This is a genomic window from Vibrio profundum (genome assembly GCF_050337555.1).
GTDB lineage: Bacteria > Pseudomonadota > Gammaproteobacteria > Enterobacterales > Vibrionaceae > Vibrio > Vibrio profundum.
Map to the genome: position 1 here is coordinate 104,006 of NZ_JAKJTA010000003.1, position 15,234 is coordinate 119,239.

Annotated in this window: 14 protein-coding genes; 1 reads left to right on the plus strand and 13 read right to left on the minus strand. The window is 47.2% G+C overall.

The features are described from left to right. Window positions 1-45: 45 nt before the first annotated feature. From L4C34_RS00595 to leuS, 9 genes are all read right to left on the minus strand, one after another. On the minus strand, window positions 46-1,227 hold the full coding sequence (locus L4C34_RS00595; RefSeq protein ID WP_428787400.1) for a serine hydrolase: 1,182 nt from the start codon (window positions 1,225-1,227) through the stop codon (window positions 46-48). Between the two features lie 89 nt (window positions 1,228-1,316). Next, a complete protein-coding gene (locus L4C34_RS00600) occupies window positions 1,317-2,099 on the minus strand; it encodes a septal ring lytic transglycosylase RlpA family protein (protein ID WP_428787401.1) in 783 nt (260 codons plus the stop codon). A 3-nt stretch (window positions 2,100-2,102) separates the two neighbouring features. Next, window positions 2,103-3,224 carry a rod shape-determining protein RodA gene (gene rodA / locus L4C34_RS00605; protein WP_428787402.1) on the minus strand — a complete coding sequence of 374 codons (1,122 nt, stop codon included), beginning with the start codon at window positions 3,222-3,224 and terminating at the stop codon, window positions 2,103-2,105. After that, window positions 3,224-5,116 (minus strand): penicillin-binding protein 2, encoded by a 1,893-nt coding sequence (mrdA, locus tag L4C34_RS00610; protein ID WP_428787403.1) that lies wholly within the window; start codon window positions 5,114-5,116, stop codon window positions 3,224-3,226. The genes rodA and mrdA overlap by 1 nt, the downstream gene beginning before the upstream one ends. Before the next feature lie 6 nt (window positions 5,117-5,122). Continuing rightward, window positions 5,123-5,593 (minus strand): 23S rRNA (pseudouridine(1915)-N(3))-methyltransferase RlmH, encoded by a 471-nt coding sequence (rlmH, locus tag L4C34_RS00615; RefSeq protein WP_428787404.1) that lies wholly within the window; start codon window positions 5,591-5,593, stop codon window positions 5,123-5,125. A gap of 1 nt (window position 5,594) precedes the next feature. Then, a complete protein-coding gene (gene rsfS / locus L4C34_RS00620; protein ID WP_428787405.1) occupies window positions 5,595-5,912 on the minus strand; it encodes a ribosome silencing factor in 318 nt (105 codons plus the stop codon). Between the two features lie 41 nt (window positions 5,913-5,953). Continuing rightward, window positions 5,954-6,991: a DNA polymerase III subunit delta gene (gene holA / locus L4C34_RS00625; protein ID WP_428787406.1), complete on the minus strand. Its 1,038-nt coding sequence runs from the start codon at window positions 6,989-6,991 to the stop codon at window positions 5,954-5,956. Beyond that, the gene (locus tag L4C34_RS00630; RefSeq protein WP_428787407.1) at window positions 6,991-7,647 is read right to left on the minus strand and encodes an LPS-assembly lipoprotein LptE; all 657 of its coding nucleotides are present in this window, start codon (window positions 7,645-7,647) and stop codon (window positions 6,991-6,993) included. Before L4C34_RS00630 ends, holA begins: the two co-directional genes overlap by 1 nt. A gap of 126 nt (window positions 7,648-7,773) precedes the next feature. After that, a complete protein-coding gene (gene leuS, locus L4C34_RS00635; RefSeq protein ID WP_428787764.1) occupies window positions 7,774-10,350 on the minus strand; it encodes a leucine--tRNA ligase in 2,577 nt (858 codons plus the stop codon). A 122-nt stretch (window positions 10,351-10,472) separates the two neighbouring features. Here leuS and L4C34_RS00640 point away from each other — a divergent pair, with 122 nt between their 5' ends. After that, window positions 10,473-10,943 (plus strand): zinc ribbon-containing protein, encoded by a 471-nt coding sequence (locus L4C34_RS00640; RefSeq protein WP_428787408.1) that lies wholly within the window; start codon window positions 10,473-10,475, stop codon window positions 10,941-10,943. A gap of 132 nt (window positions 10,944-11,075) precedes the next feature. Here the strand turns inward: L4C34_RS00640 and lnt are convergent, their stop codons facing one another. The 4 genes from lnt to L4C34_RS00660 all read right to left on the minus strand — a co-directional run bounded on the left by lnt (window position 11,076) and on the right by L4C34_RS00660 (window position 15,191). After that, a complete protein-coding gene (gene lnt, locus L4C34_RS00645; protein ID WP_428787409.1) occupies window positions 11,076-12,593 on the minus strand; it encodes an apolipoprotein N-acyltransferase in 1,518 nt (505 codons plus the stop codon). A gap of 37 nt (window positions 12,594-12,630) precedes the next feature. Next, a complete protein-coding gene (corC, locus tag L4C34_RS00650; RefSeq protein WP_428787410.1) occupies window positions 12,631-13,530 on the minus strand; it encodes a CNNM family magnesium/cobalt transport protein CorC in 900 nt (299 codons plus the stop codon). Between the two features lie 61 nt (window positions 13,531-13,591). Beyond that, window positions 13,592-14,071, minus strand: coding sequence for an rRNA maturation RNase YbeY (ybeY, locus tag L4C34_RS00655; RefSeq protein ID WP_428787411.1), 480 nt, complete (start codon window positions 14,069-14,071; stop codon window positions 13,592-13,594). Window positions 14,072-14,087: 16 nt separating this feature from the next. Beyond that, on the minus strand, window positions 14,088-15,191 hold the full coding sequence (locus L4C34_RS00660) for a PhoH family protein (protein ID WP_428787412.1): 1,104 nt from the start codon (window positions 15,189-15,191) through the stop codon (window positions 14,088-14,090). Window positions 15,192-15,234: the final 43 nt, after the last annotated feature.

The following is a 15,234-nucleotide window of genomic DNA, read 5'->3' on the forward strand; positions in this document are numbered from 1 at the left end:
AACGAAATCCGTGTCTATGCGGTTTCATTGCCCTTGGTTCTTTGTTTAAAACAAGCCTTTGAAGAATAAAACAATGTGGTCCCACATACGGCTAAAGAAGCCACCCGTATCCACATTTTCTAACGCAACAAGAGGGTATTCGGCGACATCTTTACCGTTCAATTGATAGTATAGCTTACCAACTACGTCCCCTTTATTGATTGGCGCTTCAAGTGCTTTTTCTAATACGAAACTGGCTTTTAAGTTTTTCGCTTCTCCGCGCGGTAGCGTGACGTAGGTATTCTCGTTGACTCCCAACGCAATGGTATCTTTGTCACCCATCCAAACGCGGTCTTGGATAAAGGTTTCACCGGCTTTATGTGGTTCGACAGTATCAAAGAAACGGAAGCCGTAGGTGAGCAGCTTTTTACTTTCAGCGACACGAGCGTTAGCACTTTTCGTACCCATCACCACGGTGATTAATCGCATGTTGCCTTGCGTTGCTGAGGTCACTAGGTTGTAGCCAGCGTTACTTGTGTGGCCTGTTTTGATGCCATCGACGTTTAGGCTGGTGTCCCAAAGTAAGCTGTTGCGATTGTATTGCGTAATTCCGTTGTACGTGAATTTTTTCTGTTTATAAATCTTATACTCTTCTGGCACATCATGAATTAAGGCTCTTGCCAGTATCGCCATATCATACGGTGTGGTGTATAAATCTGAATTGTCTAGGCCGTGAACATTGGCGAAGTGTGAGTTCTTCATACCGATGTTTTTCGCCCAAGAGTTCATTAAATCAACGAATGCACCTTGTGAACCAGCAACATATTCAGCCATTGCGACACAGGCATCGTTGCCTGAATCAATAATGATGCCTTTGTTTAGGTCTGCCACACTGACTTTGGTCCCGACTTCGATAAACATTTTTGAAGACTCAGGAAAGTTTTTCGCCCATGCGGCTTTACTGATAGTCACTTGATCATCGCGGTGGATATTGCCACGTTTTAACTCTTGACCTATGACGTAGCTGGTCAGCATTTTGGTTAAGCTGGCAGGGTGCATCTTGGAGGACATGTTGTTTTCTGCCAATATCTTACCGGAATTGTAGTCCATCAGCACGTACCCTTTCGCCGCGATATCTGGAGCATCCGGAATCACAACTGGATTGGCGAAAGAAGAAAATGCCGCGAAGGCTGCGGAAAGTGCAGTAGCGGATTTGAACACAGTTTTTAGAAACGTCATTTTTATCATGTCCGTATAAGTAGTCAGTTACATCTATTATGAAATTCGGGCTCAGTTGTCCATCTTGATACAAAGAAAATTGAAGGACAACCGAAACCTTAATGTGTTGTTGGTTGCGCTTTAATAAATGCCGTACTGTAGCCGAGCTTTTTTACTTTGCTCAGGGCACTTTGTGTCGCGTTATAGTCACTAAATGGGCCTAAATAGATACGATATAAGCCCTTATTGTCATTGACATAACTAGTTACAGATAATCGTTGCGCTAAGTCCTTGGCCAGGACTTGTGAGCGAGCAGAATGCTCAGATGCGGCGACTTGAATGATGTATTTAGGGTGTTGGTTTTGTTTATGCGGCGTGCTTGGTTTGGCAACGCTAATATAATCCACCTCAACATTGGCTGTACCTGTTTGAGTGACGCCAAGTTTATTGGCTGCTGCGTAGCTTAAGTCAATGATGCGACCGGGATGAAAAGGGCCTCTGTCATTGACTCTCACAATTGCTGTTTTTCCATTATCCAAATTGGTCACTTTGACATAACTAGGTATCGGCAATGTTTTGTGCGCTGCCGTCATCGAGTACATATCATAAACTTCACCGTTGGAGGTAGCATGGCCATGAAATTTCTTTCCGTACCATGATGCTTTACCGGTTTGCTTGAAGCCTTTAGGATTGGTGACGATATGGTAACGCTGCCCCAAGACGGTGTAGTCTTTATTTCCGCCAAGGCTATACGGCTCGTATTGCGGCACGGCGTCCTCAACATGTTTTGTCGAGATAGGGTGGCTTGGAGCGACGTCATTTTTAATGTTGTAGCGGCCTGAGGAGGCACACCCAGCGAGGAGCGTGACTAAGATAGCAATAGCAGCATGTTGCAATTTCATTGATTAAGTTGCCTTTGAGAATGCTTTACGGTGTGTATGGATGGACATTATCATGCCAAAGCCTGCCATAATCGTGACCATAGACGTGCCACCATAGCTGACTAATGGTAATGGAACGCCAACTACAGGCAAAATACCGCTCACCATCCCCATATTTACGAAGACATAGACAAAAAAGCTTAAGGTCAGGCTACCTGCCATCATTCTACCGAAAGAGGTTTGCGAGTTACTTGCGAGATAGAGGCCTCGGCCAATAATAAATAGGTAGACAGTGAGTAGCGCCAAGCTACCAATTAGCCCCCACTCTTCAGCGATAACGGCGAAGATGAAATCGGTGTGCCTTTCAGGAACGAACTCTAATTGTGATTGGGTACCATGCAACCAGCCTTTACCGAGCAGGCCACCAGAGCCAATCGCGATTTTACTTTGAATAATATGATAGCCAGCCCCTAACGGGTCTGATTCTGGGTTAAATAACGTTTGCACGCGGACCTTTTGATATGGCCTCATCAAAAAGAACCACATTACAGGGAGAAACCCCCCAATCGCGACGGCGGCTGCGGCAATGATCTTCCAGCTAATCCCAGCGAGAAAAACAACAAACACCCCAGAGGCCGCGATGAGAATCGAGGTTCCTAAGTCTGGTTGTTTCGCGATCAAAATCGTCGGCACGATAACCAGTACCATCGCCATCACGACGGTCTGGAAACTCGGTGGGACTGAACGGCGGCCAATAAAACGGGCCACCATCAGCGGTACCGCAATTTTGAGTAGCTCTGATGGTTGGAAACGGATGAAACCTAAATCAAGCCACCGCTGCGCACCTTTAGACGAATCGCCAAATAACAATACGCAAACGAGCAATACAGCTCCTACAACATACAGTAAAGGGGCTAAAGCCTCGTAAGTGCGAGGCGGGACTTGTGCTACCAAAATCATCACGCCTAGTGACAGCAGCATTCTCATTGCTTGTCTGTCCATCATATGAATATTTTGTCCGCTGGCGCTATACATCACAACCAAAGCGAACACCATCAACACCAAAACGCCGAGTAGCAGCGGCAGGTCGATATGAAAGCGTTCTAAAAAGGCGCGATTCTGGCCAGTGGAAGGATCTAAATCCATTATTTTTTTGCCTCGTTCTTATCGCCTAACAGGGCGAAATCTAATACTTTTCTAACAAATGAGCCCCCTTGACTAGAGCCACCACCGGCATTTTCTAATACGACAGTGACAATGTATCGAGGGTCTTTATATGGCGCAAACGCGGTAAATAGTGCGTGATCGCGGAGATGCTCTGCGAGCTCCTCTGCATTGTAATCTTCTCCTTCGGCTAAGCCAAATACTTGCGCAGTTCCTGACTTTCCACCGCTAGTGTAAGGGGTGTTTTGGAAATAATAACGCGCTGTTCCTCTTTCCCCATTGGTGACCAAACGCATGCCTTCTAGGGCAATATTCCAATATCGCTCAGGAACGCCTTGGATAGCCATTAACGGGGGTACTGTTTCTGCTAGAACTTGAGAATCGAAGTCATCACCACTGTCGATTGTTGCTTTCAGCAGGTGTGGCGGACTCATTTGGCCGTGATTAACCAGTACTGAGGTTGCTTGTGCTATCTGAATCGGAGTCGCTGTCCAATAACCTTGGCCGATCCCAACCGGAATGGTATCGCCCTCATACCAAGGAGTTTTGTGGCGAGCACGTTTCCACTCTCGCGTTGGCATGTTGGCTCTGCTTTCTTCGTAAATATCAATTTCTGTGTGTTTACCAAATCCAAATAGCTTCATCCAGCGTGAAATATCATCAATGCCCATATCGTAGGCGACTTGATAGAAGAAGGTATCGACAGACTCTTCGATTGCCTTGGTTATATTGACATCGCCGTGCCCCCAACGTTTCCAATCTCGGTAAACTTTTTCTGTTTTAGAGTTAGGAATACGCCAATAGCCGGGGTCATTACGTGATGTATAGGGAGTAACCGCGCCTTCTTTGAGCGCCGCAATGGCCATAAACGGTTTGATAGTTGAGGCGGGAGGGTAAACTCCCAAAGTGGCACGATTAACAAGAGGGCGTTCTTTGTTGTCCAATAATAAACGGTAGTTCTTGCTCGAAATACCTCGAACGAATGCGTTCGGGTCGTAGCTTGGGCTTGAAACCATGGCTAAAACACCGTTGCTTTCAGGCTCAAGAATAATGGCACTGCCACGTCGTCCTTCGAGCAACTTGTATAGGTATTTTTGTAGATCGATATTGATGTTGAGAACAATATCTTGCCCCGGGATTGGCGGGATATATTTCAACGTTCGTATCACGCGCCCACGGCTGTTGACTTCAACTTCTTGATAGCCAGCGATACCGTGCAGTTTGGGCTCGTAATAACGTTCGATGCCAATTTTTCCGATAAATCGGGTGGCTTGATAATTTGATTCGCGGCCTTCGTTCGCTAGCCTTTGGATGTCTTTATCATTAATACGCGATACATACCCAATGGTATGAGTCAGCATTTCACCGTACGGGTAGTAGCGGGTCAAACTAGCGTCGACGGATACTCCGGGAAAGGCATGTTGATTAACCGAGAACTTGGCGACTTGCTCGTGGGTCAGATGAGTGAGAATTGGGATAGATTTAAAGCGGCGACTGCGGCGCAAATCTTGTTTAAAGTCTTCTATTTGCTCCGGAGTGATATCCAGAATGCTTTGTAGCCTAGCTAATGTGTCATCGATATCATCGACGTCTTCGGGGGTTATTTCAAGATCAAATACGGGGCGGTTTTCCGCCAAAATCACACCGTTTTGGTCATAGATCAGCCCGCGAGTGGGAGCAATGGGCACCACTTGAATACGGTTGTCATTTGAACGCGTTTTATAGTCTTGGTAGCCGCTTATTTGTAGGTTGTACAAATTGGCAAACAGCAACCCAAGCAAGAAAACAATGCCGATAAACGCAACTAAAGCACGGAACTTAAACAGCCGTGCTTCAGCTTTATAATCCCTTATTTGACTGCGTTTTCGTAGCATATCGTTTTATTCTCGGTGATAGGGATGATTCGCAGTGATACTCCATGCTCGATATAAGCTTTCTGCCATTATTACTCTGACAAGAGGATGGGGAAGAGTCAAAGGGGAGAGAGACCAACTTTGATCTGCCGCGGCTTTACAGGCGGGTGCTAGCCCTTCAGGGCCGCCAATTAAAATAGAGACGTTGCGCGCATCCAGCTTCCAGGCTTCCAGTTGCTCGGCGAGTTGCTCCGTATCCCATTTCTTACCTGGGATATCTAACGTGACTATTCTATGCCCCTTGGGAACTGCGGCTAGCATGGCTTCGCCTTCTTTTTGCAGTATTCTGGCTATATCGGCGTTTTTCCCGCGTTTACCAGCAGGGATTTCAATCAGCTCAAGTGGCATATCTGCTGGGAAGCGGCGGCGATATTCTTGAAAGCCTTCTTCAACCCATTTCGGCATTTTAGTGCCAACGGCGATAAGTTGAATCTTCATGTTAGCCCCAAAGCTTTTCTAGCTGATACAGAGTTCTATGGTCTTCTTGCATGATGTGGAGCATATTTGAGCCTAGGTCTAAGACGACCCATTCGCCTTCAGCTTCGCCATCTAATCCAAGTGGCTCGATACCTAATTTTTTCATTTCTGCTGCAACGTGCTCAGCGATAGAGACAACGTGGCGCTTTGAGGTGCCCGTGCAAATAATCATGTAATCAGTAATGTTGGATTTATCTTGCACATCGATAGTGACGATGTTTTTCGCTTTCATATCATCGGCTTTATCAGCTAGAAAGTGGGGCAATTCGTTGTGGTGCAATTGAAAATCCTCTGTATGGGTAACGAGCATTATAGAGCCGCTTAGTACGACTGGAATAAGGGTGCGAGTTCGCGTTCGGCGTAGCAAAGCTGTAATGATAACTGCTGTAGCAACGGCCAAGGCGATGTGTCAAAACTGGTTTTAGTTAGCCTTTCAGCTTGTGCGAGCAAAGTCATGGCTTGTGTGAGCTGTCTCTGGCTAAGCCGGGACAAAGCCGCAGTATACTGCGGGCGCTTGGATTGCCAGACTTTATACTGGTTCATTACTTGGCTGATTGGGCTGCCTTGCTGCATTTCATCGGACATGCTGGTGAGTTGCATTAGCTCTTTTTGTATCGTGCGTAAAAGCACTATGGGCTCAGTGCCTTCACTTTGTAATTGACGCAAAATACGCTGGCAGCGGTTGGCTTTACCAGCAAGCAACGCGTCGACCCAATGAAACGCGGTAAAATGATTGTGTCGGCTAAGTGACTCTTCTAAACGCACAAGGTTGAGGTTGCCATCGGGATACAGCAGCGCCAACTTTTCGAGGCTTTGTGCTAAGGCCGATAGATTGCCTTCATGCCATTGGGCAAGCATTTGGCAGGCCTCTGCGTCGGGCTTGAGTCCAAGCGTTTGGCAACGAGCGCGGACAAATTGGGGGAGCCGTTCGATATCAGGCGTAAGGCAGCTGATCCAGCAGCCTTGGTTAAGCAGTCCCGTAAACCATTTTGCTTTTTCTTGCGCTTTAGTCAGTTTGTGGCCAACGATAATAACCAGTAAATCGTTGTGCAGCTGTTCGCCAAATTGTACTAACTCTTTGGCTATCGCCGCCGTAACGCCAGCTTCTGGCAGTGAGAGTTCAATGATTTGCCTGCTACTAAATAGGCTCATAGACTGACAGCAGTCGTACAAGGGGCTCCAGTCCATTTTGTCACTGATGACGAACTTGTGCTGCTCTGAAAAATCATGCTGCTCGGCAGTTTGTCGGATCTGGGTTAGAGATTCATCAATCAGTAAAGGTTCGTTACCAAATACTAGGTAAACACTGGCCAAATGCTGTTTAAGCTGGCTGGCCAATCTATCAGCGTAGAGACGCATTATTGGCCTTGTGAGCTATCGGCTGACGGAGCACTGGCATCCGGCTCAGCCTCAGCCTCAGTATTTGGCACAGAGTTGCTAGACGCCTCACCGCTAGGTTGCGTAGTTACATTGTCGTATTGGTCTTCATCACTGGCGAGTGTCATCGAACCTGCTTTGATATTGGCCTTTAGACGTGCCATTTGCAGCATGATTCGTTCCGCGGCCGCTTTACGCATCTCGTTTTCTAGCATGTCGACTTCGACAGATTTTGCTAGTGCTGCGAGTGAGTTCGCGAGGTAGGTGCGAGTGACCTTGGTGGTAAAGGATTTCGAGCCTAGGTTGGGAATCGTGACTTGGTAAGAGACGGTGAGCTGAAGCTGCTTTTCTGCCGCGTTCGTATTTTGGTAAATAGACAGGGTGGTTTCGCCTGTACTTTCACTCAATAGGTGAAGGTTTGGCATATCGACCGCTGGCTGGACAATTTCTACGTTACTGAGGCGCAGCTGGTTTTTTACATCACGGGTCAGCACGCTGTATTGGTCGTAACTGGTGACCGACATCTGACTGAGCTCTTTTGGCACTGAGTAGTCGCCGCGGAGGTGGAACCCACAGCCTGATAGAATTAGGGCGGAGACAAAAACACACAGTAGTTTTAGATAGGAATTCAAACGCATTACTAGAAGGCTCTCTATTGGCTCAACAATTTATCTTATGGCTTTGTCGCCAAAAACATAAGATAAATAAACAGGGTGGCAATATACCACCCTGTTTGGACCACTAAAAATTATATTGGTTCTTAATTAGTTCGCAACGATATTCAGCAGCTTACCTGGTACGTAGATCACTTTACGGACTGTCTTGCCTTCCGTGAACTTAGTAACATGTTCGTTGCTTAGGCCAAGTGCTTCTACTTGCTCTTTTGAAGCATCGGCGGCCACCGTCAGTTTAGCGCGCAGTTTGCCGTTCACCTGAACGACGATCAGCTTCTCGTCTTCAACAAGCGCCGATTGGTCGAATAGAGGCCATGCTGCATTGTCAACATCGCTTTCGCCTAGTGCAGACCACATTTCAAAGCTGACGTGTGGAGTGATTGGGTAAAGCATAGTGACGACGGCTTTAAGTGCTTCATCAAGGATCGCACGATCTTGCGTAGATTCTTGCGGCGCTTTAGCCAGCTTGTTCATTAGCTCCATTATGGCTGCAATGGCCGTGTTAAACGTTTGGCGACGAGCGACATCATCCGTTACTTTAGCAATGGTTTTATGTACATCGCGGCGAAGTGCTTTTTGCTGGCCAGATAGCGCTGCAGTATCAAGGGCTTCTGCTGAACCTTTCTCTGTGTGCTCTTTAACGAGCTTCCAGACACGTTTAAGGAAACGGTTAGCCCCTTCCACGCCAGACTCTTGCCATTCAAGCGTCATGTCAGCAGGTGAAGCGAACATCATGAATAGGCGTACAGTATCTGCGCCGTACTTATCAACCATTTCTTGTGGGTCGATACCGTTGTTTTTCGACTTCGACATTTTGATCATGCCAGAGTGTTCAACTTCGCGCCCTTGGTCGTCTACCGCTTTTTCGATGCGGCCTTTACCATCGCGTTCAATGGTCACGTCAGTCGGGGCAACCCATTCTTTGGTGCCTTTTTCATTGGTATGGTAGAACGCATCTGCCAGTACCATACCTTGACACAACAGCTGCTTGAACGGTTCGTCAGATGTTACGTAACCTGCGTCACGTAGCAATTTGTGGAAGAAGCGTGAGTACAATAGGTGCATGCATGCGTGTTCGATACCACCCACATATTGGTCAACAGGTAACCAGTAGTTGGCTTTATCTGGGTCTAGAATATCGTCTGCTTGTGGTGAGCAGTAGCGAGCGTAGTACCAAGACGACTCCATGAAGGTGTCGAAGGTATCTGTTTCGCGCAGTGCTGGCTCACCATTAAACGTGGTTTTGGCCCACTCTTTGTCGGCTTTGATTGGGCTAGTTACTCCATCCATCACCACGTCTTCAGGTAGAATCACTGGCAATTGGTCTGCAGGAACGGGATGAACTTCACCGTCTTCTGTGGTCACCATTGGGATAGGAGCACCCCAGTAACGTTGGCGAGATACACCCCAGTCACGCAGGCGGAAGTTAACGGTTTTCTTGCCTTTGTTTTCTGATTCTAATTTGGCCGCAATTGCGTTGAACGCTTCTTGGAACGCCAATCCATCAAATTCACCAGAATCAAAGAGAACGCCTTTTTCTGTGTATGCGCACTCAGAGATATCAAGTTCGCTGTCGTCAGCGGGTTTGATGACCGGCACGATGTCGATGCCATATTTAGTCGCAAACTCGTAGTCACGTTGATCGTGCGCTGGAACTGCCATGACTGCGCCAGTGCCGTAATCCATTAGGACGAAGTTGGCAACGTAGACCGGAACTTCGCGTCCGTTCAACGGGTGAATGGCAGTTAGGCCGGTCGCCATGCCTTTCTTTTCCATCGTAGCAAGTTCAGCTTCAGCCACTTTCGTGTTACGACATTCTTCAACAAATGCTGAAAGTTCAGGGTTATTGCGTGCCGCTTTCTCTGCCAGAGGGTGGCCAGCCGCGATACCGACATACGTCACACCCATTAGCGTGTCTGGGCGAGTCGTGTAAACTTCCAGTGGCGCTTCTTCGCCTTTGACGTCAAAAGACAGCTCGACACCCTCAGAGCGACCGATCCAGTTACGTTGCATCGTTTTAACCATTTCTGGCCAGCCGTCTAGGTTGTCGAGGTCATCCAGTAGCTCTTGAGCGTACTCTGTGATCTTAATGAACCATTGTGGGATTTTCTTTTGTTCAACTGGGGTATCACAACGCCAACAGGCGCCATCTTCAACCTGTTCGTTAGCTAATACAGTTTGGTCATTCGGGCACCAGTTAACTGACGAGGTTTTCTTATACACTAAGCCTTTCTCATACAGCTTAGTAAAGAACTCTTGCTCCCAACGGTAGTACTCAGGGGTACAAGTGGCGAACTCACGGCTCCAGTCGTAGCCAAAACCGAGCAACTTAAGCTGGTTTTTCATGTACTCAATATTTTCATAAGTCCATGGTGCAGGCGCAGTGTTATTTTTCACTGCCGCGTTTTCTGCAGGTAGGCCAAATGCATCCCAACCGATTGGTTGCATGACGTTTTTGCCTTGCAAACGTTGGAAACGAGACACCACATCACCGATGGTATAGTTACGCACGTGGCCCATGTGCAGTCGGCCACTTGGGTAAGGGAACATTGATAGGCAGTAGAATTTTTCTTTGTTTGGGTCTTCACTTACAACAAAGGTTTTATTGTTGTCCCAATGCTGCTGAACTTTTTGTTCAATGTCTTGTGGGTTGTATTGCTCTTGCATCGATGATATCCGGTTATCTTGGAATTTGTGAGTTCTGTTCGAAAAGACACTCATAGATCGCCATAGAATACCTAAAGCCGAGGAGCACAACAATAGCCAATCTATCATGGAGGGAATTACTGATGCCAAAGCACGAGAAAGGGTATGAACAGCGGTTCCAAGAAATTGTTGATACTCTAAAACATAGCCCAGACGAACTTGCCAATGTATTGGAAAATTCGGGGAGGTGGGTTCATGCTGCTAACGATTTGACTAAAGATGAATTAGCGCTGATTTCTGCTTATGTGAAGTATGATCTAAAAGAGTTTTCAGACAACTATGCGGACAGAAAAAACGGGCACTTTTACTTGATGATACGCGATTCAATCTGGCAGGGGCTGCTTGATATTACGGATCGCACTAGAGTTGAGTGGGTGGAATTGTTTGCGGATTTGGAGCACCAAGGATTATATCACGCGGGAGATGTGATTGGGTTAGGGGTCCTAGTGTGTGAACATTGTGGTCACAAAACCGAATATATCCATCCCACCAAGATCATTCCTTGTATTCAATGTGGTAAGAGTGAGTTCAGTCGGCAGTTATTGAAGCCGTAGTTTTGATTCACGCCCAGCGACTGTTGATGGCTGAATGATTACCTAGGATTGAGTACACGTTGAAGGTTTAGTCGAATGGGGAATGAATCTCGCAGTTCAAGTGAGCTGCGAGACTCTTGGTGCGGTTTGATTTTAGCGGCGGATTTTTTGCCAGCGCCTTGCCAAAACTAAGAAGACACCTGCCAATAGGTATAAGGGGTATGGCCCTACGTACCAGTACGGTGTTTCCCCTTTGGTAGAGGTGATGGTTGTTTTTAGCACGCCAGTGGTAAAACTCGGCAGTTTCTTAATGATTTTACCTTTAAAATCAGTCACAGCGGTAATACCGTTATTGGTTGATCGAATCAGAGGTTTACCCAACTCCAACGCGCGCATACGAGCGATTTGCATGTGCTGCACTGGGCCAATGGAATGACCAAACCAAGCATCATTGGACAAGGTTAAGATGAAATTGGTTTTCTTGGTGACATTTTCTCTAACTTGATTACCAAAAATAATTTCGTAGCATAATGCAGCCGCAAAGTATCGCCCATTAGCCACCAAATTAGGCTGAATGTAAGGGCCACGGCTAAACGATGACATCGGTAAATCGAAGAGCTTTGCCATCGGTCTCAATAGGCTTTCAAACGGGACAAATTCACCAAATGGCAGTAAGTGGTGTTTGTGGTAGCGCTGTGCAGGATCGTAATGGTATGCCCCATTTTCTGTATCTCCGACCGTCAGGATACTGTTGTAGAATTTCCCAGACTTACTTTGATCGATAATTCCAGTAATTATCGATGAATCATGTTTTCTTGCCGCCGCATCCAACCCTTTTAAAAATGGCCGAATATCATACTCAATCGCTGGAATCGCTGCTTCTGGCCAAATTACGATGTCTGAACCCCAATTCTTTTCGGTCAGAACCGTATATTTGTCGATGATTGGCCAGCGCTGATCGGGAATCCATTTGTGCGCTTGATCAATATTGCCTTGAACTAACGCGAGTGTTGTTTGGCTGGCAGGATCAGGTGTTACCCAATTAATGTTGCGCAGACCGAATCCGAGACTGAAGATCACCGCGGGAATAAGCACCAAGCTCCAACGTTTGCTTAGAATTGCGAGAGCGATGGCACCAGACGATAGCACCAGTGCCAGAGTGATGAGTTCGACACCACCAATTGGAGCAAAAGACGCAAGAGGAGAGTCTATCTGGCTATAGCCAAGCCACAGCCATGGAAATCCCGTCATGACCCAGCCTCTCAGCCAATCGGTGACGAGCCATAAAGCAGGCGCAGCTAATAGAAAACGCGACAGGTTAGGGGCAGAGAAAAACTTATTCAGACTCCAAGTAAACAATCCCGTGTAAATAGCCAGATAGGCGATTAGCAGCCCCATAACAAATAGGTTTGCGATGAGAGGCATACCGCCAAACGTTGCAATACTGACGTACACCCAGCTGACGCCAGTGGTAAATTGGCCAAAACCCCACGCGTAGCCGATACCGAGTGCTTGTTTGGGAGAGCGCTGGTGTATCAACAGTAACAATAAAATGGGGCTAATAACGGCGATTGGCCAAAGATGATAGGGTGCAAATGCGAGTGTAGTCGACGCGCCGACCAGCGCAGCCGCTAGCGGCCGCGCAAATAAATGAGTAATACGTTGTATCATGATGGTGGTTTAGATTTGCCCAAGTAGGGAGGTTACATTACTCTTCAGCGGTAGCAGGAAGAGACTCTTCGTCTGGGACCGTTACCTGTAGCTGTAGTACGCGACGGCTATCGGCAGCGGTGACTTTAAAGTAGTAATGATCGAGTTCGACCACTTCTCCTCGGGCTGGTAGATGGCCAAACGCTGTCATCACCAAACCGCCGACGGTATCTACTTCGTTGTCGCTAAAACGAGTATGGAATGTGTCATTAAATTCCTCGATGGTTGTCAGAGCTTTGACAGCAAACGTATGCTTGCTGAGTTTACGGATTTCCAGCTCTTCTTCGTCATCAAATTCATCTTCGATTTCGCCAACGATCTCTTCTAGAATATCTTCGATCGTGACCAAACCAGACACACCACCGAACTCGTCGACCACAATAGACATGTGATAGCGCTCCTCTCGGAACTCTTTCAATAAGCGGTCAACTCGTTTACTTTCTGGTACAACATCGGCGGCGCGCATCACTTGATCTATATCAAAAGGCGCACAGCCCGAACCAAGATATTTTAGCAAGTCTTTGGCCAGTAGAATGCCTTCGACGTGATCTTTATCTTCACTGATCACTGGATAGCGTGAGTGCTGCGCATTGGTGAGTAAGGAAACGATGGTTTCTAAATCGTCGGAGCGGTCAATGGTAACCATTTGTGAGCGGGGAATCATGATGTCGCGAACACGTTGTTCTGAGATCGCCATGACCCCTTCGAGCATGTCGCGTGTATCGTGATCGATGAGCTCATTTATCTCGGAGTCGCGAATGACTTCGACTAGCTCTTGGCGATCTTTTGGTTCACCTTGAAACAATTGCCCGAGTCGTTCAAAAAAGGACTTTCGACTCGGACCTTCTGACTTGTCTTTTCTTCCATCTGTACCTGTGGGAGGTTTTTCTTCGTTCATTGCACATCTATTAAGTCACGCTATCAAAAGTGTGATAGCTCACATTGGCCACTTTGCTTGTTTATCCTTGAGCTGATGGCAGCTTTTCTGCAAGATACGGGTCTTCGAAGCCTAGTCCCTGCATGATCTCTGTTTCGAGTGATTCCATTTCTTCAGCTTCGTCATCCTCGATATGATCATAACCTAGCAGATGCAGACTACCATGTACAACCATGTGCGCCCAATGTGCTAAAAGAGGCTTATTCTGTTCAACCGCCTCAGACTCCACCACTTGTTTACAAACGATTAAATCGCCAAGTAAATCAAGCTCGATACCGGGTGGCGCTTCAAACGGGAACGACAGCACATTGGTAGGCTTATCTTTGCCTCGATACTCGTGATTGAGCTGTTGGCTTTCTTTACTATCCACGATGCGAACTGTGACTTCGGCTTGCGGCTGAAATAGAGAGACAGTTTTGTTTAGCCACTCTTGAATTTGCGCTTCAGTCGGGAGGTTGCTTTGCTCTTCGACGGCTATTTGCAGATCTAACATGATGCTCATAAGCGTGCTGGGTACCTTATTTGTTTTCTTCACTGAGCGGTTCAGCCTTAGGGAGGTCGGTAGGTTGGGTGATGACCAGTTTGGCCTCACGTTCCTCTTGGCGACGCTTTTCGTAGGCTTTGCGCTCTTTTTGATCTTGCGATTCCCATTTTTCATACGCATTAACGATACGAGCGACAACTGGGTGGCGCACGACGTCGTCCGATTGAAAGAAGTTGAAACTTATCTCATTGACTTCGCTTAACACTTCAATCGCATGTCTTAGGCCTGATTTGGCACCACGCGGTAAGTCTATCTGAGTCACATCCCCCGTGATAACAGCGCGAGAGTTGAAGCCGATACGGGTTAAGAACATTTTCATTTGCTCGACGGTCGTATTTTGGCTTTCGTCGAGAATAATGAAGGCGTCATTTAGGGTTCGGCCACGCATGTAGGCTAGAGGGGCAACTTCGATAACGTTTCTTTCGATAAGTTTTTCGACTCGTTCAAAGCCAAGCATTTCAAACAAGGCGTCGTACAGTGGACGTAGATACGGGTCGACCTTTTGGCTAAGGTCGCCGGGTAAAAAGCCCAGTTTTTCGCCCGCTTCGACCGCTGGACGAGTGAGTAAAATTCGGCGGATTTCTTGTCGCTCTAAAGCATCGACGGCCGCGGCAACGGCGAGATAGGTTTTACCTGTACCCGCAGGGCCGATACCGAAGCTGATATCGTGCGTGACCATGTTGACTAAATACTGGGCTTGATTAGGTGTGCGCGGCTTAATCATGCCTTTTTTGGTTTTGATGGTCACTTCTTTGCCGTGTTCGATCGCAGTTGACTGATCTTGTTCAAGTACGCCGGACTCTTTGATCGCAAGATGAATTTGTTCGGGTTCAATATCTGGGGTGTGGCCTTTTACCGGTGCAGTGTCGACGTACAGGGATTTAAGAATATCTAAACTTGCCGCAGAGGTATGTGGCTTGCCGACTATGGTGAAAAAGTTGCTTCGGTAGTTGATTTCAACGCCAAGGCGGCGTTCTAATTGTTTGATATTGTCATCGAAAGGTCCGCAAAGGCTGGCAAGTCTGCGGTTATCTGAGGGTTCTAGAGTGATCTCTAGTGTCACAATTTTATTGCTCAATGTTGCCTCACATTATGCTCATTAGTTGGCACCCACTTTAGCA